21 protein-coding genes are annotated in these 23,202 nt (G+C 74.7%); 8 read left to right on the top strand and 13 right to left on the bottom strand.

Annotation, left to right across the window (positions count from 1 at the left end; translation table 11 throughout):
- Positions 1 to 230: 230 nt before the first annotated feature.
- The gene (locus tag M3673_RS14195; RefSeq protein ID WP_251534444.1) at positions 231 to 650 is read left to right on the top strand and encodes a VOC family protein; all 420 of its coding nucleotides are present in this window, start codon (positions 231 to 233) and stop codon (positions 648 to 650) included.
- 127 nt (positions 651 to 777) lie between these two features.
- On the opposite strand, the gene M3673_RS14200 is transcribed toward M3673_RS14195, so the two are convergent.
- The 4 genes from M3673_RS14200 to M3673_RS14215 are packed head-to-tail and all read right to left on the bottom strand — an operon-like array spanning position 778 to position 3,936.
- Positions 778 to 1,284, bottom strand: coding sequence for a DUF427 domain-containing protein (locus M3673_RS14200; protein WP_056905143.1), 507 nt, complete (start codon positions 1,282 to 1,284; stop codon positions 778 to 780).
- A gap of 23 nt (positions 1,285 to 1,307) precedes the next feature.
- The gene (locus M3673_RS14205) at positions 1,308 to 1,604 is read right to left on the bottom strand and encodes an antibiotic biosynthesis monooxygenase (RefSeq protein WP_056865064.1); all 297 of its coding nucleotides are present in this window, start codon (positions 1,602 to 1,604) and stop codon (positions 1,308 to 1,310) included.
- 44 nt (positions 1,605 to 1,648) lie between these two features.
- A complete protein-coding gene (locus tag M3673_RS14210; RefSeq protein WP_251534445.1) occupies positions 1,649 to 2,536 on the bottom strand; it encodes a hypothetical protein in 888 nt (295 codons plus the stop codon).
- Positions 2,536 to 3,936 carry a glutamine synthetase family protein gene (locus tag M3673_RS14215; protein ID WP_251534446.1) on the bottom strand — a complete coding sequence of 467 codons (1,401 nt, stop codon included), beginning with the start codon at positions 3,934 to 3,936 and terminating at the stop codon, positions 2,536 to 2,538. Before M3673_RS14215 ends, M3673_RS14210 begins: the two co-directional genes overlap by 1 nt.
- 148 nt (positions 3,937 to 4,084) lie before the next feature.
- Here M3673_RS14215 and M3673_RS14220 point away from each other — a divergent pair, with 148 nt between their 5' ends.
- The 3 genes from M3673_RS14220 to M3673_RS14230 all read left to right on the top strand — a co-directional run bounded on the left by M3673_RS14220 (position 4,085) and on the right by M3673_RS14230 (position 6,979).
- On the top strand, positions 4,085 to 5,374 hold the full coding sequence (locus M3673_RS14220) for an MFS transporter (RefSeq protein WP_228942783.1): 1,290 nt from the start codon (positions 4,085 to 4,087) through the stop codon (positions 5,372 to 5,374).
- Between the two features lie 79 nt (positions 5,375 to 5,453).
- Positions 5,454 to 6,239: a hypothetical protein gene (locus tag M3673_RS14225; RefSeq protein WP_251534447.1), complete on the top strand. Its 786-nt coding sequence runs from the start codon at positions 5,454 to 5,456 to the stop codon at positions 6,237 to 6,239.
- Positions 6,236 to 6,979, top strand: coding sequence for a peptidase E (locus M3673_RS14230; protein ID WP_251534448.1), 744 nt, complete (start codon positions 6,236 to 6,238; stop codon positions 6,977 to 6,979). Before M3673_RS14225 ends, M3673_RS14230 begins: the two co-directional genes overlap by 4 nt.
- Positions 6,980 to 7,021: 42 nt before the next feature.
- On the opposite strand, the gene M3673_RS14235 is transcribed toward M3673_RS14230, so the two are convergent.
- Together M3673_RS14235 and M3673_RS14240 are read right to left on the bottom strand one after the other, a co-directional pair.
- Positions 7,022 to 7,525, bottom strand: a complete 504-nt coding sequence (locus M3673_RS14235; RefSeq protein ID WP_251534449.1) for a DUF664 domain-containing protein — start codon at positions 7,523 to 7,525, stop codon at positions 7,022 to 7,024.
- A 103-nt stretch (positions 7,526 to 7,628) separates the two neighbouring features.
- A complete protein-coding gene (locus M3673_RS14240) occupies positions 7,629 to 9,365 on the bottom strand; it encodes a DUF429 domain-containing protein (protein WP_193661749.1) in 1,737 nt (578 codons plus the stop codon).
- A gap of 251 nt (positions 9,366 to 9,616) precedes the next feature.
- Between M3673_RS14240 and M3673_RS14245 the strand changes: the two genes are divergently transcribed.
- Complete coding sequence (locus M3673_RS14245; RefSeq protein ID WP_251534450.1) at positions 9,617 to 10,225, top strand: GNAT family N-acetyltransferase; 609 nt, start codon at positions 9,617 to 9,619, stop codon at positions 10,223 to 10,225.
- A gap of 72 nt (positions 10,226 to 10,297) precedes the next feature.
- Here the strand turns inward: M3673_RS14245 and M3673_RS14250 are convergent, their stop codons facing one another.
- From M3673_RS14250 to M3673_RS19705, 4 genes are all read right to left on the bottom strand, one after another.
- Complete coding sequence (locus M3673_RS14250) at positions 10,298 to 11,497, bottom strand: sorbosone dehydrogenase family protein (RefSeq protein ID WP_251534451.1); 1,200 nt, start codon at positions 11,495 to 11,497, stop codon at positions 10,298 to 10,300.
- 75 nt (positions 11,498 to 11,572) lie between these two features.
- Positions 11,573 to 12,418 carry an Fpg/Nei family DNA glycosylase gene (locus M3673_RS14255; RefSeq protein ID WP_251534452.1) on the bottom strand — a complete coding sequence of 282 codons (846 nt, stop codon included), beginning with the start codon at positions 12,416 to 12,418 and terminating at the stop codon, positions 11,573 to 11,575.
- A 130-nt stretch (positions 12,419 to 12,548) separates the two neighbouring features.
- Entirely contained in the window at positions 12,549 to 14,147 is a 1,599-nt protein-coding gene (locus M3673_RS14260; protein WP_251534453.1) for an aldehyde dehydrogenase family protein, read from the bottom strand.
- On the bottom strand, positions 14,144 to 15,763 hold the full coding sequence (locus M3673_RS19705; RefSeq protein WP_251534454.1) for a GMC family oxidoreductase: 1,620 nt from the start codon (positions 15,761 to 15,763) through the stop codon (positions 14,144 to 14,146). Before M3673_RS19705 ends, M3673_RS14260 begins: the two co-directional genes overlap by 4 nt.
- Before the next feature lie 353 nt (positions 15,764 to 16,116).
- Between M3673_RS19705 and M3673_RS14270 the strand changes: the two genes are divergently transcribed.
- Entirely contained in the window at positions 16,117 to 16,395 is a 279-nt protein-coding gene (locus M3673_RS14270) for an HU family DNA-binding protein (RefSeq protein WP_193661743.1), read from the top strand.
- Between the two features lie 97 nt (positions 16,396 to 16,492).
- Here the strand turns inward: M3673_RS14270 and M3673_RS14275 are convergent, their stop codons facing one another.
- On the bottom strand, positions 16,493 to 16,969 hold the full coding sequence (locus M3673_RS14275; protein WP_228942773.1) for a hypothetical protein: 477 nt from the start codon (positions 16,967 to 16,969) through the stop codon (positions 16,493 to 16,495).
- 56 nt (positions 16,970 to 17,025) lie between these two features.
- Between M3673_RS14275 and M3673_RS14280 the strand changes: the two genes are divergently transcribed.
- Together M3673_RS14280 and M3673_RS14285 are read left to right on the top strand one after the other, a co-directional pair.
- Entirely contained in the window at positions 17,026 to 18,114 is a 1,089-nt protein-coding gene (locus M3673_RS14280) for a WXG100 family type VII secretion target (protein ID WP_056865073.1), read from the top strand.
- Positions 18,111 to 18,539, top strand: a complete 429-nt coding sequence (locus M3673_RS14285; protein WP_251534455.1) for a hypothetical protein — start codon at positions 18,111 to 18,113, stop codon at positions 18,537 to 18,539. The genes M3673_RS14280 and M3673_RS14285 overlap by 4 nt, the downstream gene beginning before the upstream one ends.
- A 69-nt stretch (positions 18,540 to 18,608) precedes the next feature.
- On the opposite strand, the gene M3673_RS14290 is transcribed toward M3673_RS14285, so the two are convergent.
- Positions 18,609 to 21,461, bottom strand: coding sequence for an alpha-amylase family glycosyl hydrolase (locus tag M3673_RS14290; RefSeq protein WP_251534456.1), 2,853 nt, complete (start codon positions 21,459 to 21,461; stop codon positions 18,609 to 18,611).
- A 265-nt stretch (positions 21,462 to 21,726) separates the two neighbouring features.
- Positions 21,727 to 23,160 carry a replicative DNA helicase gene (gene dnaB / locus M3673_RS14295; RefSeq protein WP_056865078.1) on the bottom strand — a complete coding sequence of 478 codons (1,434 nt, stop codon included), beginning with the start codon at positions 23,158 to 23,160 and terminating at the stop codon, positions 21,727 to 21,729.
- Positions 23,161 to 23,202: the final 42 nt, after the last annotated feature.

The following is a 23,202-nucleotide window of genomic DNA, read 5'->3' on the forward strand; positions in this document are numbered from 1 at the left end:
ATATATCGCGAGCGTACGTCGGGGTGGTGGTGGTGACAAGGGCCGCGCGGGTTTCACCAGCCGGCTGGCGAAACCCGCACCAGTCGGCCGGTGCGCGGGCCGACAGGTGCGGGTCCGGGCCGACAGGTGGCGCCGACCGGCCGCGGCGGCGTGGCGACGGCGTGGCGGGCGGGATCGCGGCGGCGTGGTGGCGGCGGGGGACCGGCGCGGGGGCGGCGTAGGTTCACCGGATGACGACGCCCACCTTCCGCCTCGCCTCGACGGTGCTCGGCGCGCGCGACCCGGAGGCCCTGGCCGCCTTCTACGTCGCGCTGCTCGGCTGGCGCCACCGCGACAGCGCGCAGGAGCGCGTGGCCGACCCGGGGTGGGTGGTCCTCAAGCCGGTCGGGCCCGACGGCGCGGTCGACCCGGCCGCCGCGGGGCTGGCGTTCCAGCGCGAGGACGACCACGTGCCGCCGACCTGGCCCCCGGCACCGGGCGCGCAGCAGATGCAGGCGCACCTCGACGTGGCCGTCGACGACCTCGCCGCCGCGGTCGCACGGGCGCTGGAGCTGGGCGCCGTGCTGGCGCCCCACCAGCCGCAGGACCTCGTGCGGGTGGTGCTCGACCCGGAGGGCCACCCGCTCTGCCTGTTCGCCCCCGGAGGCTGAGGACGCGCGCCAGCGTCGCGCGGGTCGGGGGTGGCCCGAGACGGTCACCGAGACGGTCACGGTCACCGGGGGCCGGGTCACCGGGCGCCGGATCGCCGGGGGCGGGGGCGGGCTCAGCCCGGGCGGGTCACCAGCCCCAGGTGCCGGGGGCGCCCTTGAAGGGGCCGACGACGCGCGAGGTGATCCAGCCGCCGTAGAAGCCGCCCTCCTGGGGCACCACCACCTCGTCGTTCACCGTGATCCGGTCGACCGAGGCCGGCATGATCGCGATCGCCCCGGTGATCGCCTCGAAGCCGGGGGTGGGCGTGAGGTAGGTCCAGGCGGCGCGCGGGGCGACGGTGTCGCCGGAGACGAGGTCGAAGTAGGTGGCCAGGCCCTTCCACTCGCAGAAGCTGTTGCCCTCCGCGTCGCGCAGCGCGCCGTCGACGAAGGCCTCGCGGGGCAGGTAGTAGGTCGGGGGGTGGCTGGTCTCCATGACCCGCCAGCTGCGGGTCGTGCGCGCCACGACGACGCCGCCGAGGGTGACCTCGATCGACTCCTTGCTCTCGTCGAGGGCGGGCGGGCGCGGGTAGTCCCACACCGATTCCTGTCCCGGACCGGGCTTCTCTCGCTTCAGCGGGTTCAAGGGGCGCACACCCCGACCCTAGGCGGCCGCGCTCACGCCTCCATCACCCTCTCGGCGTGCTCCACGACCGGGAAGGGGTCGTAGAAGTGGTGCAGCATCGCGCGCCACTGCTCGTAGGCGGGCGAGCCGCGGAAGCCCTCGGTGTGGTCCTCGAGGCGCTCCCACTCGACGAGCAGGAGGTAGGTGCCGGGGCGCTCCACGAGCCGCGAGAGCGTCAGCCCGCCGAAGCCGGGCGAGGCGGCGATGATCGAGCGCGCCTGGGCGAAGGCGGCCTCGAAGGCCTCCTCCTGACCGGGGCGGACGGGCAGCAGGGCGTGCTCGAGGACCATGCGCGCAGGCTAGCCGCCGTACGCCGCCGCGGCGCCGGGCCCGCTCAGGTGGCCCACACGCCGCGGGGCAGCCCGGCGGCGTCGACGAGGCCGGCCACGGCCGCCTCGTCCTCGTGCCCCGCCAGCAGCAGCAGGCCGCGCCCGGGCGGGGCGGCGAGCGCCTCGGCCAGCGCCTCGACCGCCACCCAGCGGCAGCCCGGCGGCAGCCCGGGCGCGCCGAGCTCGGCGTAGGTGTCGCCCACCAGCACCCGGCCCCTGGACTCGGACCCGGGGCCAGACCCGCCCTCGGGGTCGTGGGCGAGCAGCACCACGAAGTGCCCGACGTCCCAGGTGGCGCCGGGCGGGCTGATCGGGCCGGTGCGCACGTTGGCGACCACCCCCACGGGCCGCCCGGCCGCCCGGAGCCGCTCCAGCAGCGCTCCGAGCGCGCCGGAGTCGAGCGCCGACCCGGGCACGGGCACGACGACCACCCGGTCGCCCGCCGCGGCCTCGACGCCGCGCAGCAGACCGGTCGCGTCGGTGCCGCTGTGCTCGAGCACGGCGGCCCGGGGCAGCTCGTCCCACCCGGTGCGCAGCAGCGGGGCACCCTCCGGTCGCCAGTCGGCGACGTCGTGGGGCCAGATCGCGGTGCCGGCGGCCACCGCGATCGCTGTCGCCGAGGGCACCGCGGGGTCTGCCGGGGACGGCGGCGGGCCCTGCGTCGCCGCCGTCGGCGCCGCGGCCCGGGTGCTGGCTGGCGGGGCGGCCCCGGTGGACGCGGGCGACGCCAGCACCGCGTGCAGGGCCAGGGCGGCGGCGAAGGGTCCGCAGAGCTGGTCGGGCTGGGGCAGCGCCGGGCCCTGGGCCGCGAGCACGCGCTCGGCGCCGGGCAGCAGCCCCGGCACCGCGAGGGGTGCGGCCGCCGGTCGGTCGGGCACCGGTCGACCGGGCATCAGTACAGCCACCGGTGGGAGGCGACGACCTCCTCGACGGTGTGCTCGGCGGCCCAGGCGGCGTCGGAGTCGCGGCAGGCGACGAAGGCGCCGAGGAGGTCGGCGCCGAGCACGTCGCGCACGAGCGCGCTGCCCAGCAGGTGGGCGCGCTGCTCCTCGTGGGTGGTGGCGAGGGCGACGATCCCGGCGGCGTCGCGGCGCGCGTCGTCCCAGGCGCCGACGTCCTCCTGCACCGGGTCGGGCAGCTCGGCCCCGTCGCGCACCCCGGCGAGGCCGGCGCCGATGACCACCGCGAGGGAGAGGTAGGGGTTGGCCGAGGCGTCGCTGGCCTTGAGCTCCACGTTGGTGTGCTCGGGGCCCAGCAGGCGCGAGGCGGGCATCAGCCGCAGCGCGGCCTCGCGGTTCTCGACGCCCCAGAAGCCGTAGGCGCCGGCCCAGTAGCCGGGCCGGCGGCGCAGCAGCGATCCCGCGCTGGGGGCGGTGACGGCGACGATCCCGGGCAGCTCGCGCAGCAGGCCGGCGAGGTAGCCGCGGCCCACGTCGGAGAGCCCGTGGGGGCCGTCGCCGGTCAACGCGTTGCGGCCCTCGCGCACCAGTGAGGTGTGCAGGTGCCAGCCGTTGCCGGCGCCCGCGGCGGTCGTCACCGGCGCGAAGCTGACCCGCAGGCCCTCGGCCCGCGCGGCCGACTGCACGGTCTGGCGCACCAGCACCTGCGTGTCGGCCATGGCCAGCGGGTCGAGCGCGGAGAGGGCGAGCTCGACCTGCGACTCGCCGTACTCCGCGTGGAGCTGACCGATCGCGATGCCGTCGGCGGCGAGGTCGCGCAGCAGGCGACGGGTGAACTCGTCGACCTCGCGCAGCGCGTTGGGCCCGTAGGCCGGGCCGTGGTGGGCGGGGGTGAAGTCCTCGCCCTCGCGCACGATGACCATCTCCACCTCGAAGCCGGCGCGCACCGCGAAGCCGGCCTCGGCGGCGGCGTCGACCTGTCGCTCCAGCACGCTGCGCTGGCAGTAGGGCCACGGGTCGCCGTCGGCGTCGAGCTGGCGGCCGTGGACCCAGGCCAGGCCGGGCTGCCCGGCGAGGGGCACGACGCTGTCGGCGCGGTCGACCACGGGCACGAGCCGCACGTCGCCCGAGGGCGTGGCGAGTCCCTCGTGGGCGAAGGTGATGACGTCGTGGGAGTCGAAGACCGCGAAGACGGCCGTCACCCCGACCCCGCGGCGCGCGGCGGCCGGCAGCTCGACGGTGGGCACGGTGCGGGAGCGGACGATGCCGTTGTTGTCGACCCAGCCGATGGTGACGCCCACGACGCCCTCGCGGGCCAGGCGGTCGGTGAGCTCGTGGACGTCGGGGGCGTGGACGTCGGGGGCGTGTACGTCGGGGACGCCGGTGGCGGTCATGACGGCACGCTACCGGCGGCGCGCCGGCCCTGCCCCGCCCATCCACAGCCGGCCCGTCCACGGCCGGCCCGTCCACAGCCGGCCCGTCGGGGAGGGCCACCCCGGGCGCGGGTGGGAACAGCGCGGACCCGACGTAGGTTGGCGACCCGTGGGCATCCGGGACCTCGTCGCAGACACGCGACCGCTGCAGAACCGTCACTTCAAGCGGCTGTGGCTGGCCAACATCGTCACCGTCGTCGGCGCCCAGCTCACCGTCGTCGCCGTGCCCGCGCAGATCTACGCCGACACCGGCTCCTCGGCCTACGTCGGCCTCACCGGCCTCTTCGGGCTGGTGCCCCTGGTCGTCTTCGGGCTCTACGGCGGCGCCCTGGCCGACGTCTTCGACCGCCGCACCATCCTGCTGGTCACCACCGTCGGGCTCATCGTCACCAGCGCGCTGTTCTGGCTGCAGGCCGCCGCGGGCTCGACGAACGTGTGGCTGCTGCTGTGCCTCTTCGCGGTGCAGCAGGCCTTCTTCGCCGTCAACCAGCCCACCCGCAGCGCCGTGCTGCCCAAGCTGCTGCCCCCCGAGCTGCTGCCGGCGGCCAACTCGCTCAACATGACCGTCATGCAGGCCGGCGCCATCGCCGGGCCGCTGGTGGCGGGGGTGCTCATCCCCGTGCTGGGCTTCGAGTGGCTCTACCTCATCGACACGATCACCCTGCTGGCCACGCTCGGCGCGGTGCTCGGCCTGCCGAGCCTGGCGGTGGTCGACGCGGCCACGACCACCCCCGGACTGCGCTCGGTGGTCGAGGGCCTGGCCTACCTGCGCCAGCAGCCCGTGCTGCTGATGTCCTTCGTGGTCGACCTGATCGCGATGGTCTTCGGCATGCCCCGCGCGCTCTTCCCCGAGATCGCCGCGGTCGACTTCGGGGGTCCCGAGGAGGGCGGCATCGTCTTCGCGCTGCTCTTCGCCGCCATCCCCGCCGGCGCGGTGCTCGGCGGCGTGCTGAGCGGGTGGGTCTCGCGCATCGAGCGGCAGGGCCTGGCCGTCATCGTGTGCATCCTGGTCTGGGGAGCGGCCGTCGTCGGCTTCGGCACGGCGGTGCTGCTGGCCGGCGTCGACGGGTGGCGCACCCCGATGCTCGTGGTGGCGCTGCTGATGCTCATGGTGGGCGGCGCCGCCGACATGGCCTCGGCGGCCTTCCGCAGCTCGATGCTGATGACCGCCGCCGACGACGCCGTGCGCGGGCGCCTGCAGGGGGTCTTCATCGTCGTGGTCGCCGGCGGCCCCCGCATCGCCGACGTCGCCCATGGCGCGGCCGCCGCCTCGGTCGGCGCCGGGGCCGCCGCGGCCGGCGGCGGGGTGCTCGTGGTCGTCGGCACGGTGGTCGCGGCGCTCGCCGTGCCGTCCTTCGTCCGCTACCGCCTCACCCGCACCGCTGCGCCCCTGACCTGACCGACCGGGCGCGCCACCCGGCCCGGGCCTCGGCCCCCGGGGTGGAGCCGGGCGGGCCGGCGCGGCCTAGGTTGAGGTGATGAGACTCCCCCCGCTGCCCGGTCCCTCCGACGTCAGGTGGCTGGTGGACCAGGCCGTGGCCGCAGGTCCCCGCGTGGTCGGCCTGCTCACGGGCGCCGAGGCACTGCTGGCCTCGGCCCAGGGGCTGGTGGGCGAGGCCCGGCTGCTGCTGGAGCGCGTCGACGCCACCCGCCTGGCCGCCGACGAGGTGGTCGCGGAGGTCGACCGCACCCGGGCGCGGGCCGACCGGGCGCTCACGTCGTTCGAGCCGCTCGCCGACCGGGTCGCGGGCCTCCTCGACGACGTCGAGCCGCTGCTGGGCCGCGCCGACCGCCTCGTCGGGCAGGCCGCGCCGCTGCTCGGCCGCGCCGACGGGCTGCTGGACGCCGGGGCGCCGCTGGTCGAGCGGGCCGGCGGCCTCCTCGACGAGGGCGCCCCGCTCGTGGGCCGTGCCGAGGCGCTCGTGGGCCGCGCCGAGCCGATGGTCGAGCGCGTCGAGCCCCTGCTCGAGCAGGTCGTGCCGCCGCTGACCCGGCTGCTGCCGGTGCTCGACCGGCTCGCCGAGACCACCCACCCCCACGAGGTCGACGCGATGGTCGCGCTCGTCGACCAGCTGCCCCTGCTGGCGCAGAAGATGGAGTCCGACGTCGTGCCGATGCTGGAGTCGCTGAGCAGCGTCGCGCCCGACCTGCACGACCTGCTCGACGTCTCCCGCGAGCTCAACGAGATGCTGGGCAAGCTCCCCGGGCTGCGCGGCATCAAGAAGCGGGTCGAGCGGGAGCAGGACGAGGAGGAGAGAGCGTGAGCACCACCATCCTGACCCTCGGCGGGGGCGGCTTCCTGATGGAGCCCGACAACCCGCTGCTCGACGACTTCCTGCTCTCGCTGGCCACCCGCCGGCGCGGTGCCGGCGACCGGCCACGGGTGCTCTACGTGCCGACGGCCGCCGGCGACGACCAGGGCCGGATCGCCGACTTCGAGGCCGCCTTCGCCGAGCGCGCCGAGACCGACGTGCTGAGCCTCTTCCGCCGCGACGGGCGCGACCTGCGCGAGCAGGTCCTGGCCGCCGACGTCGTCTACGTCGGCGGCGGCTCCACCCTCAACCTGCTGGCCCTGTGGCGCCTGCACGGCCTCGACGAGGTGCTGCGCGAGGCCGGGGAGGCCGGGGTCGTGCTGGCCGGGATCAGCGCCGGCATGAACTGCTGGTTCGAGGGCTCGGTCACCGACTCCTGGGGCCCGCTAAACGCCCTGCCCGACGGGCTCGGGCTGCTGCGCGGCAGCGCCTGCCCGCACTACGACGGCGAGGCCGAGCGGCAGCCGACCTACGTCGACCTCGTCGGGCGCGGCGTCCTGCCCTCCGGCTACGCCGCCGACGACGGCTGCGCGCTGCTCTTCCGCGACGGCGAGCTGGTCGAGGCGGTCTCCTCACGCCCCGACGCTCGGGCCTTCCGGGTGCACCGCACCGGCGACGCCGACGGCCTCGACGACGCCATGGAGGCCGTGCCCGTGGCCGAGAGCCCGGTCGACGTCCGCTATCTCGGCTGACCACCGCCCGGGCGGCAGAGCGGCCGGGCGGTGGGGCCCGGGTCAGGCGCCGAGCAGCCCGCGCACGTAGGCGGCCTGGCCGACGTGCTGGAGGTCGTCGTTGACCACGCTGACCAGGCGCACGGCCAGGGTCACCGGCGGGTCCCAGTGCTCGTCGACGACACGGTCGAGGTCCTCGGCGCCGAGCGTCGCGACGTAGGCCGTGGTCTGCGCGTGCACCGCGCGCAGGTACTCCACCAGCAGGTCGGCCTCGGCCCGCAGCGCCCCGACCTCCTCGCTGGACTGGCCGTAGCCGATGGAGCCATCGTCGTAGGGCAGGTCGAAGCGGCGGGCGAAGCCCTGCGCGGTCCAGACCTGCTCGAGGTCGGCGACGCCGGCGACGTGGTCGTCCTGCACCCGCGCGGCGTGCCAGACCAGCCAGCCGATCGGGTTGGCGTCGACGCCCGGGCGGTGGGCGAGCTGGTCGGCGTCGAGCCCGTCGACCGCGGCGGTGCCCGCCTCCAGGATGCGCTCGAAGGCGTCGGTGAGCAGCTCTGCGGGAGTCATGACCCGAACCTACGTCGACCCCGCCACCGCGGTCCTCGCCCGCCCGGGCGGGCGGAGCGACCGGGACGGGGCGGGGCGACCGCGACCGCAGGTCGGGCGCGGGTCAGCCGCGCAGCCGCTCCAGCCGGGATGCCAGCAGCGCGACGCGGTGGGCGTTGCCGTGCAGGTCGACGTAGGTCTGGCCGAAGGAGGCGAGCAGGGCGTCGTCGAGACGTCGCACCGCGCCGGGCGGGTAGCGGTAGTCCATGCGGGCGTTGAGGTCGAGGTCGGCGACCGGGCGCAGGGCGGTGGCCAGCTCGTCGAGGGAGGTGATGCCGAGCTCGAGCAGCAGCCCGGAGATCCAGGCGTAGTGGTCGGTGCGCGACCACCCGGCGTCGGCGTACTGCCCGGCCAGGAAGGCCGCCAGCTCGCGCGCGTCGAGACGCGGGTCGAGGTCGCCGTCGATCTCGTCCTCGGAGTGCTCGGAGGGCTCCACCGACCCGCGCGGCCCGGCGCGCAGCCGGTCGCGGATCTCCGCGAACTCCCGGTCGGCCAGCTCCAGCAGGCCCGCGGCGAGGGTGAAGCGGCGGTCGAAGTCGGCGGCGTGCTCCTCGGGCACGACGCCCTTGTAGCGGATGTCGTGCTCGAACTCCGCCCACGCGTGCTGCAGCACCGTGCGCACCTGCACCTGGGCGGTGCGGCCCTCCAGGTGGGCCAGCGCCGGGTCGCCCTCGCGGGCCGGGTCGGGGGTGATGAGGAGGTGGCGGCTGGCGTAGCCGAACCCGCCGGCGCTGATGGCGTCCTGGCCCATGTCGCGGTCGTCCTTGACGACGACCTGGTCGCCGAGCAGGTCGGCCACCGCGTCGACGTCGCTCACGACGTAGGCGATGACCCGCACGCCGACCTGGTCGGTGATCTGGGTCAGCGGGTCGGAGTAGAGCGGCACGCCGGCGCTGGTGCGGCCGGCCTTCTCGGCGAAGGACGCGACGCTCTTGGCCCGCGAGGTGACGGTGAGGTAGTTGATGCCGGCCTCGTCGAGGATCCGGGTGACCAGGGCGGCGGCCTCCTCGGCGGCGAGGCGGAGCTCGTCGTGCTGGGCGTCGTAGGCCCGCACGGCAGCGCGCACGACGTCCTCGCGGGCCAGCTCGGGCTCGGCGCCCGGCAGCGTGGGGGTGACGATGTAGCCGGTCTCGAGGTCGCCGTAGGTCGTGACCCGGTCGGGCGAGCGGGAGGCGAAGAGCGCGACGTAGGCGCAGACCACCGCGTCGACCTGGTCCTCGACCACCCGCAGCTCGCTCTTGCGCGTGGCCTGCTCGACCTGGGCGCGCAGTCCGCGCCAGGTCTCGTCGACGTCGACGACGGTCTCGACGTGCGACATCAGCGTCAGCAGCGCCTCGCGCAGCCCGTCGAGGTCGCGGCCGCGCTTGTTCTTGTACTTCAGCGTGCGCGGCAGGTCGAAGAGCACCACCGTCGCGGGGTGGGGGTAGACCTCGATCGCCCGACGGCTGCGCGCCGAGCGGGGGTCGATGTCGAGGTCGAGGCGCTCCGCCACCCTTCCGCCGCGCGTGCCGTGCGCGAACTCGGGCTTGCCGGTGTTGGCCGGGTGGGCGCCGGCCTCGAAGCGGCGGAAGTCCTTGCTCAGCGCCTTCTCCGCGGGCCGCGACCCGGTCGGGTTGGTCACCACGAGCGGCGCGTCGATGGCCACCAGGCAGTCGCCGGTCACGTACGGCGCCAGCGCCTCCGCGATCTCGTCGTCGGAGCGCACCGCTGATAGGTGCAGCAGCCGCGACGTCCCGTCCACCACCGCCAGGCCCGTCGGGCTCCGGTCTCCCCACGCGAGGTCGACGCCGATGAAGTACACCCCCTCACCCTGCCCTATCGGCCCTGGCCGCGGGGCGGGAGAGGTGGGTGGGTGGGCGGGTCGTGGGGGGTGCGGGTGGCTGCGGGTTTCACCGGTCAGCCGGTGAAACCCGCACCTGTCGGCCCAGACCCGCCACCTGTCGGCCCGGACCCGCACCTGTCGGCCCGCGCGTGGGCCGACCAGTGCGGGTTTCGCCGGCCGGCTGGCGAAACCCGCGTGACCGCCCCCGCCCGACCAGGCACCATCGAGGCGTGAGCGAGCACGCCGTGGCCGACCCGTCGGACCCGCTGACCCGGGTGCCGTGGCCGGTGAGGACCGAGCGGCTGTTGCTGCGCCGCGCCGAGCGGGCCGACGTGACGGCCACCTACGCGATCCGTCGTCGCCCCGAGGTGCACGAGTGGCTCTCCTCGGCCGCGCTCGGGCCGGGGGAGTACGCCGCGATGTTCACCCGCCCGCAGCGGCTGGCGACGTCGCTGGTCGTCGAGCGGCGCGAGCGGCCCGGCGTGGTGGTGGGCGACCTCATGCTCGCCGTCGAGGACGCCTGGGCCCAGACCGAGGTCGCCGACCGCGCGGCCGGCACGCAGGCGCGGCTCGGTTGGGTCCTCGACCCGGCGTACGGCGGGCAGGGCCTGGCCACCGAGGCGGTCGGGGCGCTGCTCGGCGTCTGCTTCGACGCTCTCGGGCTGCGCCGGGTGGTGGCCGACTGCTTCGCCGACAACACGCCGTCGTGGCGGCTGATGGAACGCGTCGGGATGCGCCGCGAGGCCCACACCGTCGGCGATTCGCTGCACCGCTCGCGCGGCTGGCTCGACGGCCTCACCTACGCCCTGCTGGCCGAGGAGTGGCGCGCCCGCTCGTGACCGGACCCCGCAGCGCGCCGCGCCGACCGGTCGACGGCCGCCCGGTCGGCGCCGGCCGTCGGCGCCGGTCGGTCAGCGGGTCAGCTCGAGCACGCGGTCGTCGCCGTCGCGTACGTCGCCGCGACCGTCGGTGTTGGAGGTCGCCAGCCACAGCCCGCTGCCGTCGGGCAGCGTGGTGACGGTGCGCAGCCGGCCGTACTCCCCGGCCAGGTGCGAGACCGGCTGTCCGACCTCGTCGGCCCCGGCGCCCGACCCGGCACCGTCGAGCGGCACCTCCCACAGCTGCTGGCCGCGCAGGGCGGCCATCCACAGCGAGCCGTCCCAGAAGGCCAGGCCCGAGGGGGAGGCGTCGGCGGTGCGCCAGACGGCGACAGGGTCGACGTACTCCGGCTCCCCGCCGGTGCCCTCGACCCGCGGCCAGCCGTAGTTGGCGCCGGCCTCGATGAGGTTGAGCTCGTCCCAGCTGGCGTCGCCGAACTCCGAGGCCCACAGCCGGCCCTCGTCGTCGAAGGCCAGGCCCTGCACGTTGCGGTGCCCGAGGCTGTAGACCGCGTCGCCGAAGGGGTTGCCGGGGGCGGGCTCGCCCTCGACGGTATAGCGCAGGATCTTGCCGCCCAGCGACTCCGGGTCCTGGGCCAGCTCGACGTCGCCGGTCTCGCCGGTGCTGACGTAGAGGTAGCCGTCGGGGCCGACCAGCATCCGTCCGCCGTGGTGGTAGGTCGCGCCGGCGGGGATGCCGTCGACGATCACCCGCGGCTCGCCGAGGCGGCGACCGTCCCAGCTCATCGCGGCGATCCGGTTGTCCTCGGCGGTGGTGTAGTAGGCCAGCACGGTGCGCTCGTCGGGCGTGGCGGCCAGACCCAGCAGTCCGGCCTCGCCGGTCGGCTCGGCGGCCTCGACGGTGGCCACGACGCGCGGGCGGCCGGGGTCGCCCGCGGGCAGCAGCTTGATGTCGGTGGTGTCGCGCTCGCTGACCAGCGCTCCGCCGTCCTCGAGCAGCACCATGCCCCAGGGGCTGGTGAGGCCCGTGGCGACCTCGGCGACGTCGAGGTCCTCGCCGGTGCGCGGGGCGCCCTCGCCCTCCCCGGCCGGCTCCTCCGACGCGGTCGCCGACGGCTCGGCCGTGCGGGTGGCGGGGTTGGGCTCGCCGGTGGCGGCCGTGTCCTCGTCACCGCAGCCGACCAGCACGGCCGCCAGCAGGCCCGTGGTCGCGAGGGCGGTGAGACGGCTCGCGGGGCGGCTCGGCAGACGGCTGGGGAGACGGGAGGTCATGTCGCCATGGTGGCAAGGCGGCCCAACCGGTCGGCCGCGATGTTTCACGTGGATCCCCCGCGCCTCAGCGGCCGCTCACGGGTCGGGCTGGCAGGTGGGGCACCAGAACACCCGCCGTGCGCCGAGCTCGGCCGCCTCGACGGGGGTGTCGCAGATCCGGCACGGCAGCCCCGTGCGGCCGTAGACGTACGTCGCGTCGACGCGACGCGGGCGCCCCGCGGGCCGCTCGCGGTGGTCGGGCTCGGTGGTGACGATGCGCCCGGCCCTGACCCCGGCCTCCATGAGCACCTTGAGGTCCTCCCACAGGTGGCTCCACGTCGTGGCGTCGAGGTCACGCCCGGGCAGGAAGGGGCTCACGCGGCTGCGCAGCAGCACCTCGGCGCGGTAGACGTTGCCGATGCCGGCCACGACCGACTGGTCCATCAGCAGGGTGCCGATGGGAGCGCGGCTGCGCCCGATCCGGCGGGTGGCGGGCGCGGGGTCGCAGGCGGGGTCGAGCGGGTCGGGGCCGAGACGGTCGAGGATCGCCTGGCGCCCCCCCGGGGTCAGCAGCTCGCAGGCCGTCGGGCCCCGCAGGTCGAACCAGTGGGCGTCGCTGACCAGGCGCAGCCGCAGCGCGCCCCGTGGCGGCTCGGGCTCACCGCGGCCGTCGGCCCACTTCCCGTAGAGGCCGAGGTGCACGTGCAGCCACCGGTCGTCGGGCCCGGCGGGCGCATCGCGGTCCTGCGGCCAGGCCGCGGGGTCGACGTAGCGGTGGAAGAGGTGCTTGCCGCGGGCGTGGGTCTGGGCGAGCACCCGCCCGTCGAGCAGGGCCGCGCCCTCGGCGAAGCGGCCCTGCGGGCTGCTGGCCGCGACGCGGTGGCCGACGAGCAGGCGGTCGTGGCGCCGGGCCAGACGGTGGATGGAGTGGCCCTCGGGCATGCCCACCAGTGGAGCAGGCCGCTCCAAGCCGCCGCGCCGTGGCCGGGGGTCCCGCCGACGCAGCGGCGGGACCCCGACCGGGCCCGGCCAGACCTCGGCCGGACACCGGTCGGACCGGACCGGAGCGGGCTCAGTCCTTGCGGGTGCGCAGCGGCTTGCGCGGCCTCTTCGGCAGCTGGCTGGCGCGCCCGTGCAGCGCGGCGAGCAGGGTGGCGAAGGTGGTGTCCTGCTCGGGGGTGCGGTCGAAGGTCGTCAGGTTGAGCACCGGCTTGAAGCGCTGGCGGGTGACGGCCTTGGCGTAGGTGAACTCCTTGAGACCGTCGGGGCCGTGGATGCGCCCGAAGCCGGAGTCGCCGACCCCGCCGAAGGGCAGCCCCGGCACGGCGGCGAAGGAGATGACGGAGTTGACCGCGGTCATGCCGGTGCGCAGCCGGCGGGCGATCTCGGGCCCGCGCTTGGCGGAGAAGACCGTGGAGCCCAGGCCGTACTTGCCGGCGTTGGTCAGCGCGACCGCCTCGTCCATGTCGCGCACCTTGCGCACGGTCACGGTGGGCCCGAAGGTCTCCTCGGTGACGGCGAGGGAGTCCTCGGGCACGTCGACGAGCACGGTGGGCTGCACGAAGCGCTCCCCCACCGTGTCCTCCCCGCCCACGACCGCGCGCCCGCCGCGCCGCAGGGCGTCGCTGACGTGGCTGCGCACGACGTCGACCTGACTGGCCATCGTCATCGGGCCCAGCTTGGCGGCGGGGTCGTTGCCGGCGTGCACGGCGCGGGCGCGGTCGCTGAGCTCGGCGAGGAAGCGGTCGTAGACCTGCTCGTGCACGTAGACCCGCTCGACGCCGATGCAGGTCTGTCCGGCGTTGGAGAAGGCACCCCAGGCCGCGGCGTCGGCGGCGGCCGTGACGTCGGCGTCGGCGTCGACCAGCAGGGCGTCCTTGCCGCCGGCCTCGATCACCACCGGCGTGAGCCGCTCGGCGCAGGTGGCCATCACCCGCTTGCCGGTGGCCGTCGACCCGGTGAAGGCGAGCTTGTCGATGTCGGCGCGGCACAGCGCGGCGCCGGTCTCGCCGAAGCCGGTCACGACCTGGAGCAGCGCGCGGTCGCCCACGACCTCACGCAGGCTGTCGGCCAGCCAGCGCCCGACGCCGGGGGTGAGCTCGCTGGGCTTGAACACCACGGCGTTGCCGGCGGCCAGGGCGTAGGCGATCGAGCCCATGGGCGTGAAGACGGGGTAGTTCCACGGTCCGATGACGCCGACCACGCCGAGCGGGAGGTACTCCACCGACGCCGTCTGGTTCGACAGCAGCAGGCCGGGCGAGACCCGCTTGCGGCCCAGGACCTTCTCGGCGTGCGCGCCGACCCAGGCCAGGTGGTCGATGGCCAGGCCGATCTCGAGGGCGGCGTCGGCGTGGGGCTTGCCGGTCTCGGCGTGCACGACGGCGGCGAGCTGGCCGATCCGGCGCGTCAGCACCCCGCGCCACTGGGCCAGCACCTCCTTGCGCCCGTCGAAGCCGAGCGCGGCCCACCAGCCGGCGCTCTGCCGGGCGCGGGCCACCGCGGCGTCGACCGCGGCGGCGTCGTCGACCGGGTGGGTGCCCACGACGTCGCCGGTGGCGGGGTCGAGGGAGTCGAAGGTCGCTCCGTGGGCGGGCCCGCCCTGGCCCTCCGGCAGGCCGAGGCCCTCGGCGTGGGGGTCGGCGTGGGCGTCGAGGCCGGTGTCGAGGCTCATCGGTGGTCCTTCCCGGCGGCGGTGCGGCCTCGCAGGAGGTCCGCGGCGCGCTCGCCGATCATGATCGAGGGGGCGTTGGTGTTGCCGCGGGTGACCATCGGCATGACACTGGCGTCGGCCACGCGCAGACCCGCGACGCCGCGCACGCGCAGCTCGGGGTCGACCACGGCGCGCTCGTCGGAGCCCATCGCGCAGGTGCCGACGGGGTGGTAGAGGGTCTGGGTCTGGGCGCGCACGTGCTCGACGATCTGCGCGTCGGTGGGGTCGGCGCCCCAGCCCTGCATCGTGGGCAGACCGGGGCCGACGACGTGGGCCGCCAGCGGCCCGGTCGCGGCGACCTCCAGCATCCGGCGCACCCCCGCGGTCATGGCGTCGAGGTCGGCCTGGTCGTCGTAGTAGCCCGGGTCGATGTCGGGGTGCCAGCGCGGGTCGGTCGAGCGCAGCCGCACCGAGCCGCGACTGGCCACGTGCACCAGGGTCGGGGCGAGGGTGACGTTGCGGGTGGTGGGCTCGTGCAGGCCGTTGTCGTAGAAGCCGGTCGGCGCCACGTGCACCTGCAGGTCGGGGGCGGCCAGGTCGTCGCGGGTGCGCCAGAAGCCGCCGCCCTCGCCGACGTTGGAGACCAGCGGCCCGGTGCCGGTGGCCTTGGCCCGGGCGAACTGCACCAGCGTGTTGTGGTCCATCAGGTCGGTGGTGTCGCGGGTGCGGAAGACCAGCGGGACGGCCGGGTGGTCGTGGAGGTTCTGGCCCACGCCCGGCAGGTCGACGAGCACGTCGACGCCGACCTCGCGCAGGTGGGCCCCCGGCCCGATGCCCGAGAGCATCAGCAGCTGCGGGGAGTTCACCGCGCCGCCGGCGAGCACCACCTCGGCCTCGACGTACGCCGTGCGCACGGTCGGGCCCTGCTGGTAGCTGACCCCGACCGCCCGGCCGCCCTCGACCAGCACCTTCTCCACGAAGGCCCCGGTGCGCACAGTCAGGTTGGGCCGGTCGGCGGCGGGCTCGAGGTAGGCCTTGGCCACCGACCAGCGCCGTCCCTTGCGCTGGGTGACCTGGTAGAGCCCCGCCCCCTCCTGCTCGGCGCCGTTGAAGTCGTCGGTGGGCTTGAAGCCCGACGCGACCGCGGCGTCGACGAAGGCGTGGGTCAGCGGGTGGGTGTAGCGGCGGTCCTCGACGTGCAACGGGCCGTCCTGGCCGTGGTGGGGTCCGCCGAGGCGGGTGTTGCCCTCGGAGCGCACGAAGTAGGGCAGCACGTCGGCGTGGCCCCAGCCGGTGGCGCCGTGGGCGTCGCGCCAGGTGTCGAAGTCGGCGTGGTTGCCGCGGATGTAGATCATGGCGTTCATCGACGAGCAGCCGCCGAGCGCCTTCATGCGCGGCCAGTAGGCACGCCTGCTCTCGAGCTGCTTCTGCTCGGTGGTGGTGTAGTTCCAGTCCCACCGGGTCTTGAAGAGGTTGGCGAAGGCCGCGGGGATGGTGATCTCGTCGGCGTCGGCCGCTCCCCCCGCCTCGAGCAGCAGCACGGAGACCGACGGGTCCTCGGTCAGCCTGGCGGCCACCACCGCCCCGCCGCTGCCGGCTCCCACGACCACGTAGTCGAAGCTCTCGCGCTCGGCCACGGCACCTCCTCGCCCGGGCGGCCCCTGCCGGGCCGCGGTCCCCCGAACCTACGGCGTGGTGGTGGGCGTCACAACGCGCTGTCCACGGCGCCGCAGCGCGCGGACCTGCGTTGTGGTCGCCGCGGAGCCCGCGGAGGGTCAAATCCGCGCCGGATCGGGCTATTCGGGCCCGACGGCGGGCCCGCGACCGGTGCGTCGACTTGGCAGGAGCCCCCTCGGCGCGGTGGGATCGAGGCTGCGCCGTACGACGACGGCACCGGTCGCAGGCCCCACAGCCCTGTGGACGAGCCCCGTCGTCGTCGCGTCATCCGATACTCGACCGGGGTGCTCCGCACCCGAGAGGTGGTTCCACCATGAACAAGACCGAGCTCCGCGACGCCGTCGCGTCCGCCGCCGACATCACCGGCGCCCAGGCCGACAAGGCCGTCAACGCCGTCATCGACTCCATCACCTCGGCCCTCGCCGCCGGTGACAAGGTCACCCTCCCCGGCTTCGGCACCTTCGAGACCCGTGAGCGCTCGGCTCGCCAGGGCCGCAACCCGCAGACCGGCGAGACCATGGAGATCGCGGCCAGCACCGCTCCCGCGTTCAAGGCCGGCGCCCAGCTCAAGAAGGCCGTCGCCAAGAGCTGACCCGACCCCGGCCGACCGGCCGGACGTCGTACGACGAGGCCGCCCCCGGGACTCCCGGTGGGCGGCCTCGTCGCGTCCGGGCCGGGCCGCCCCCGGCTCAGCGGCCGAACCAGCGGTCGGCCTCGGCCGGGTCGGTCGGCTCCTGCAGCTCGGGCTCGAGGGTGGCGCCCGCGCGGGCCGCACGCTCGCGCAGCTGGCGGATGAAGCCCATCCGGCCCGGGTTCACGATGTCGTCGCCCTCGGAGATCATCCACAGCTGGATCGCCTTGCCGTGGCGCGGCTGCACCCAGGCGGCGGCGAAGGTCGAGAGACCGACCTGGGTGATCTCGCGCAGGTCGAGGCGGCGGCGCGAGAAGCGGCCCTGCGCCACGAGGTGGTCCTCGTGCACGGTCACCTTGCGCCACAGGTTCGACACCATGGCGAAGCCGAGCACGACGAGCACCAGCCCGACGGGGTTGAGGCGCACGGCCACCAGGAAGAGACCGATGAGCAGCATCGGCACACCCGGCAGCACGGCCACCATCCGCTGCGTGGAGTGGGGTCGGCCGACGAGATCGTTTGAGGTGGTCGCCACGAGGAGACCCTACGGGTGGCCGTCCGCCCGTCCGGTCACCCAGCCCAGGAGCAGCCATGTCCTTCCAGGTCGTCCCCGCCGACATCGACGCGTTCGCCGACTTCCTCACCAACTACGGGGGTGGTGCCACCATGAGCGGCGCCTGCCAGGAGGCGCAGTCCTACGTCGCCTCCTACTCCGGGGTGCCGCACGACGAGGGCGACCTCTTCGCCGACATCTACCTCGCCAACCGCGGCGTGGTCGAGCGCCTCGACGCCTCCTACCAGCAGCTCAGCTTCGTGTTCGGCGGGTGCGGCATCTCGCTGCGACAGGCGGCCGGCATCTACCGCCAGACCGACGACGCGCAGTCGGCGCGGATGGACGGGGTCCTCCCCGGCACGGCCGCCCCGCCGATGCCGGAGTCGACGGGCAGGCGGCCCGACGCCGGCGACACCACCTCGGCCTTGTCGGCCACGCCGTCGAAGGACGCGCCCATCCCCGACATGGTGCACTGGATCATGGACAAGGCCGGCTGGTTCTCCATCGCCGGCATGGCCATGAAGATCGCCAGCGTGCTGGGGCTCGACCCCGTCAAGGAGCTCACCCAGTCCGTCCTCGGCGACTACGACGAGCTGGCCCAGGCCGGCCACGCGGCCGAGGCGCTGGCCGACTTCGACCGTGCCCTCGCCGCCGCCCTCGAGCAGGGCCTGGTCACCGTGCGCTCGACCTGGAGCGGTCACGCCGCCGACGCGGCCCAGGCCTACTTCATGGAGCTGTCGGGCGCGATCACCGACCACGCCACCGAGCTCGACGAGCTCGGCGCCAAGTACGCCGAGCTTGTGCAGTGCTGCGCCCAGATCGCCGAGGTCGTCGGCGGGGCGCTGGCCACCGCCATCGACCAGGTCCTCATCTGTGTGGCCGAGCTGGCCGCCGCGGGATGCCTCGCCAGCGTGCCCGGGATCAACGTCATCATCGCCGCGATCGGCGCCTACCAGGTCTTCGTGACCCGCGAGGCCATCGCGCTGTTCCTCAAGTACACCGGCAACATCGCCACGGTGGTGGAGAGCTTCGTGGGGCTGGTGCTCTACGTCGACCAGGCCTTCAAGGACACCGACACCACCGACCGGTTCCCGGCGATCCCCTTCACCAACGGCGTCCCCGGATGAGCGCCACCGGAGGCCCCACGGAGCCCGACTACTCCGGCATCGATGCGATGACCCGCGGCGACCAGCGCCAGGCCCGCCAGCTGCGGGCCACGCTCGCCGTGATCGCGCGACGCACCGAGGACCCCGACCTGCGTCGGCTGTGCGTGAGCGTGCTCGGCGGCGAGCAGAGCGTGCGTCGCGTCTTCGAGCACCCGACCTTCTGGGCCATGGCCAGCCGCAACTACGAGAACCTCGAGGAAGGCATCGCCCGTCTCTCCCCCGAGGAGCGCGAGCAGGTGACCGAGCGCCTGCACGACCCCGGCGGGGAGATCACCGACGACGCGGTGGTCCAGACCCTCCAGGAGGAGGGTCGGATGCCGCCCGAGGACCCGCCGCCCGGCGGCGCTCCCGCTCGCGACGACCGGGGGCCGAGCCGCTGGGGGTGACCCCGGCGGCGACCGGGCCGGTGACCGGGCCGGGCCGCGAGTCGTCGCGGCCCGGCTCGCACCGGGCGCTCAGCCCGCGGGCTCGACCGACGGCACGTGGCTGACCTGGTCCCAGGTGAAGAGGTAGTCACCGCCGCCGTCGGGCACGTCCAGGGCGAGGTTGTCGCCGCCGGCCGCGCCGCCGGCGCCGTAGTTCTCCTCCCAGCCGCCGTCGACCGCGATCTTCCAGCTGTAGGAGCCCGCCGGCAGCGCGAACGTCGCGTGCCAGCGCCCGTCGGTGGGGTCGAAGGCCAGCCGGCTCTGCTCGCAGGCGGGGTCCCAGTCGCCCGGGCACCCGATCTCGCTCTGCAGGTCGCCGGCCACGACCACGCGGTCGCGCTGGGCCACCGGCTCGGCGGTGCGCACCGTGACGACGTCGCTGCGCACGGCGGGGGTCCCGGGCTCGAGCAGCGTGGCGCGGTAGCGGACCCGCGAGCCGACGGGCAGCCCGGTCACGTCGTCGCGCCAGGTGTAGACCGGCGAGGAGGAGTCGACGCCCAGGCGGGTCCAGTCGCCGGCCCCCACGCGTCGCTCGAAGCGCACCCGCTGGTCGGCCCGCTCGGGGTCGACGCCCGCGGTCACCGTCACGGGGTCGATGCTGCTCACCGTGCCGGCCTCGTCGGCCCCGGCGTCGAGGGTCAGCGTCGGAGCGGCGACCCGGGCCGCGCGCACCTGGCTCGACCGGGTGTGTCCGGCGTTGTCGAGGACCACGGCGCGGTAGTCCACGCGCGCCCCGGTGGGCAGCGCGCTGGTGTCGTGGAAGACGCGGTAGGGCGCGGAGTCGTCGGTGCCGATCGAGCGCCACGCCCCGCCGGCCCGCCGGGCCAGGAAGGTGACCTCGGCGAAGGAGGTGGTGTCGACGTCGGCGCGCACCTGCATCCGGCCGCGGGCGGCGGCCGCGGGCGCGGGGCGGTCGAGCTCGATCCGAGGCGCGCGGGCCGAGGCCGGCAGCGCGCGGGTGGCGCGGTAGACCACGGTGGACAGCGGGCCCACCTCGACGGGCAGGCTGCGGTCGCGGCCGGTCACGAGGTCGGCGGGCCCGTCGCCGTGCACCAGCCGGAAGCCGGCGCGGGCGGCGTACGTCGGGACCGCTGCGGTGCGTGCCTCGGTGGAGTTGTTGACGGCCACGACGTACTCGACCTGCTCGCGGGCGTCGGTGCGGGAGAAGGCCACGACGCCCGGCCCGTCGTCGGCGTGGCGCACCTGGAGCGCGCCGTCGCGCAGGGCGGGGTGCTCCTCGGTGAGCGCGTCGAGCCCCGCGATGGCCTGGTAGAGCGGGTGGTCGGTGACGAAGTTGTCGTCGGCGCCGGTGCGGTCGGTGCCGAGCTGGGTGTCGTCGGCGTACTCCGGCACCTGGCTGGCGAACATGGTCTGGCGCGCCAGCTGGTCGCCGCCCTCGCCGGCGAAGCCCTGCTCGTCGCCGTAGTAGACGACCGGGTTGCCGCGGGAGAGGTACATCAGCTCGTGGGCCAGGACGTCGCGGCGCAGCAGCTCCGCGTCGTCGGCGCCCGGGTTGTCGGCGCGCAGGAAGTGCGCGAAGCGGCCCATGTCGTGGTTACCGAGGAAGGTGGGCAGCTGGTAGGCGTTGGAGTCGGCGTCGGTGTACCAGTCGTCCGCGGTGAAGAAGCGGGCCACGGCCGCGGCCGAGCCCCCGCGCGAGGCGAAGCCGCGGGCGGCGTCCTGGAAGGGGAAGTCGAGCACCGACTGCATCCGGTCGGTCGTGGTGTAGCGGGAGGTGAAGGCCTTGGCCGCGGTGCCGCTGCCGTCGAGGGCGACCTCGCCGAACATGAAGAAGTCGTCCTTGCCGTGGGCGCGGGCGTAGTCGACCATCCCGGGGCCGAACTCCTGCCAGAACTCGTCGTTGACGTGCTTCATGGTGTCGATGCGGAAGCCGTCGATGCCGAAGTCGCCGACCCACGTGCGGTAGATGTCGAGCATGCCCTCGACCACCTCGGGCCGCTCGGTGAAGAGGTCGTCGAGGCCGAAGAAGTCGCCGTACTGGCTGTCCTCGCCGGTGAAGGTGGTGTTGCCGCGGTTGTGGTACATCCGCGGGTCGTTGAGCCACGCCGGGACCTTGAGGTCCTCCTCGCCCTCCTCCAGCACCGGGGTGTAGGGGAAGGACGTGGCGGCGTCGAGCTCGGGGAAGGCGCGGCCGGCGACGTCACGGTCGTCGAAGGCCCGGCCGCCGGCGGTGCGGTAGGGCTCGACGTCCTTGGGCACGTAGGCGGTGCGCGCACCCTCCTCGTAGCCGATGACGTCGGCGGTGTGGTTGGTGATGATGTCGAAGAAGACCTTCATGCCCCGCTCGTGCGCCGCGTCGACGAGCGCGGCGAGGTCCTCGTTGGTGCCGAGGTGGGGGTCGACCTGGGTGAAGTCGGTGATCCAGTAGCCGTGGTAGCCGGCCGAGGGGCCGTCCTCCAGCTGCACCGGCTTGTTCTTGAAGACCGGCGTCAGCCAGATCGCGTCGGTGCCGAGGCCCTGCACGTAGTCGAGCCGCTCGCGCAGGCCGACCAGGTCGCCGCCGTTGAAGAAGCCCTTGCCGGTGGGGTCGAAGCCGGTGACCTCGCGCTCGCCCTCGAGGCCGCCGCGGTCGTTGGAGGGATCGCCGTTGGCGAAGCGGTCGCCCATCACGAAGTAGAAGCTCTGGTCGGTCAGGTCGCCGCGCAGCGAGTGGCGCGCCCGCGCCGCCGGCCGCGGGTCGGCGACCGGGGCGCCGGTCGACCCGGTCGTGGTGGTGCCGGTCGCAGTGGCGGCGGACGCCGGGTCGGCGGCGGCCGGCGAGGTCACCAGCGGCGCGGCGGCCAGGGGGGCGAGGACCGCGGCGACGGCGAGGCCGAGGAGGGCGGGACGGGCAGGACGGGCAGGACGGGTGGTGCGTGGCATGGGGGCTCCCGAGATCGATCCGGTGACGTGCGTCACAGCAGGCGACACCGTAGTGGGGACCGCCGACAGCCGTCACCTCCGGGCCCCGCGCGTCCCCCGCCTCGGGGAGACGGGGCCCGGTGACGGGCCGGCAGGACCACCTCGGGTCGGGCGGGGGCCGGGCACGCGCGTAGCGGCGACGGGGTTGGTGGCCGTCACCGGCGTCGCGGTCGCCCGGCTGGTCGGTCGCTCGCCGTACGTCGGCGTGAGGTGGCCGACGGGCCGGTCAGTGGGCCATGTCGACGAAGCGGCTGTAGTGGCCCTGGAAGGCCACGGTGATGTCGCGGGTCGCGCCGTTGCGGTGCTTGGCCACGATGAGGTCGGCCTCACCGGGGCGGGTCGACTCCTTCTCGTAGACGTCGTCGCGGTGGAGCAGGATGACCATGTCGGCGTCCTGCTCGATCGAGCCCGACTCGCGCAGGTCGCTCATCATCGGGCGCTTGTCGCCGCGCTGCTCGGGGCCACGGTTGAGCTGGGAGAGCGCGATGATCGGCAGCTCGAGCTCCTTGGCCAGCAGCTTGATCTGGCGGGAGAACTCCGAGACCTCCAGCTGGCGCGACTCGACCTTCTTGCCCGAGCTCATCAGCTGCAGGTAGTCGATGACGATGAGCTTGAGGTCGTGGCGCTGCTTGAGCCGGCGCGCCTTGGCCCGGATCTCCATCATCGTCATGTTGGGCGAGTCGTCGATGAACATCGGCGCCGAGGAGACCTCGCCCATCTTGCGGGCCAGCTTGGTCCAGTCGTCGTCGTTCATGTTGCCGTTGCGGATGTGGTTGAGCGGCACCTTCGCCTCGGCCGAGAGCAGGCGCATCGTGATCTCCGAGCGCGTCATCTCGAGGCTGAAGAAGACGCTGGAGAGGTTGTTGTGGATCGAGGCGGAGCGGCAGAAGTCGAGGGCGAGGGTCGACTTCCCCATGGCGGGTCGGGCCGCCACGATGATCATCTGGCCCGAGTGGAGACCGTTGGTCAGGTCGTCGAGGTCGGCGAAGCCGGTGGGCACGCCGTAGAGCCCGTTCTCCCGGTTGCCGATGGCCTCGATCTCGTCGAGGACGCCGTCCATGATGTCGGAGAGCGGCGCGTAGTCCTCGGTGCTGCGCTTGTCGGCGATCTTGTAGACCTCGGCCTGGGCCTGGTCGACGATGTCGTCGACGTCGCCCTCGCCGGCGTAGCCGATCTGGACGATCTTGGTGCCCGCGTCGACGAGGCGGCGCAGGACCGCCTTCTCGTGGACGATCTGGGCGTACCACCCCGCGTTGGCCGCGATCGGCACGTTGGCCGAGAGCGTGTGGAGGTAGGGCGCTCCGCCGATCTTCTGCAGCTCGCCGCGGCGCTGGAGCTCGTTGGCCACGGTGATCATGTCGACCGGCTCGGAGCGGCCGTAGAGGTCGATGATCGCGTCGTGGATCGTCTCGTGGCTGGGGCGGTAGTAGTCGACGCCGCGCAGCACCTCGGAGACCTCGGCGATGGCGTCCTTGGAGATCAGCATCGAGCCGAGCACCGATTGCTCGGCGGCCATGTCCTGCGGGGGCGTGCGCGCGCCGGGGGTGGTCGGTCGCTCGCCCGGCGCGTAGGAGACCGGGCCGTCGCCCCAGTCCTCGAAGGGCGGCTCGTCGAGGGGAGCGGAGCCCCCGGAGTGACCGGCCTGCTCGGTGACGCTCATGCTGTGGCTCCTCCTCGTCCCGACCCCGGACCGTGCGTCGGC

This window comes from Nocardioides sp. P86, from assembly GCF_023712465.1.
GTDB classification, from domain to species: domain Bacteria; phylum Actinomycetota; class Actinomycetes; order Propionibacteriales; family Nocardioidaceae; genus Nocardioides; species Nocardioides kribbensis.

What these genes read in the sequence shown, in the direction of transcription:
- M3673_RS14225 (WP_251534447.1), top strand. Translation starts at nt 5,454, where the DNA reads ATGAGACTCCCCCCGCTGCCCGGTCCCTCCGACGTCAGGTGGCTGGTG.
- M3673_RS14260 (WP_251534453.1), bottom strand. Translation starts at nt 14,147, where the DNA reads ATGAGCCTCGACACCGGCCTCGACGCCCACGCCGACCCCCACGCCGAG.
- M3673_RS14250 (WP_251534451.1), bottom strand. Translation starts at nt 11,497, where the DNA reads ATGACCTCCCGTCTCCCCAGCCGTCTGCCGAGCCGCCCCGCGAGCCGT.
- M3673_RS14205 (WP_056865064.1), bottom strand. Translation starts at nt 1,604, where the DNA reads ATGGTCCTCGAGCACGCCCTGCTGCCCGTCCGCCCCGGTCAGGAGGAG.
- M3673_RS14210 (WP_251534445.1), bottom strand. Translation starts at nt 2,536, where the DNA reads ATGCCCGGTCGACCGGTGCCCGACCGACCGGCGGCCGCACCCCTCGCG.
- M3673_RS14255 (WP_251534452.1), bottom strand. Translation starts at nt 12,418, where the DNA reads ATGCCCGAGGGCCACTCCATCCACCGTCTGGCCCGGCGCCACGACCGC.
- M3673_RS14195 (WP_251534444.1), top strand. Translation starts at nt 231, where the DNA reads ATGACGACGCCCACCTTCCGCCTCGCCTCGACGGTGCTCGGCGCGCGC.
- M3673_RS14215 (WP_251534446.1), bottom strand. Translation starts at nt 3,936, where the DNA reads ATGACCGCCACCGGCGTCCCCGACGTACACGCCCCCGACGTCCACGCC.
- dnaB (WP_056865078.1), bottom strand. Translation starts at nt 23,160, where the DNA reads ATGAGCGTCACCGAGCAGGCCGGTCACTCCGGGGGCTCCGCTCCCCTC.
- M3673_RS14285 (WP_251534455.1), top strand. Translation starts at nt 18,111, where the DNA reads ATGAGCGCCACCGGAGGCCCCACGGAGCCCGACTACTCCGGCATCGAT.
- M3673_RS14270 (WP_193661743.1), top strand. Translation starts at nt 16,117, where the DNA reads ATGAACAAGACCGAGCTCCGCGACGCCGTCGCGTCCGCCGCCGACATC.
- M3673_RS14235 (WP_251534449.1), bottom strand. Translation starts at nt 7,525, where the DNA reads ATGACTCCCGCAGAGCTGCTCACCGACGCCTTCGAGCGCATCCTGGAG.
- M3673_RS14280 (WP_056865073.1), top strand. Translation starts at nt 17,026, where the DNA reads ATGTCCTTCCAGGTCGTCCCCGCCGACATCGACGCGTTCGCCGACTTC.
- M3673_RS14290 (WP_251534456.1), bottom strand. Translation starts at nt 21,461, where the DNA reads ATGCCACGCACCACCCGTCCTGCCCGTCCTGCCCGTCCCGCCCTCCTC.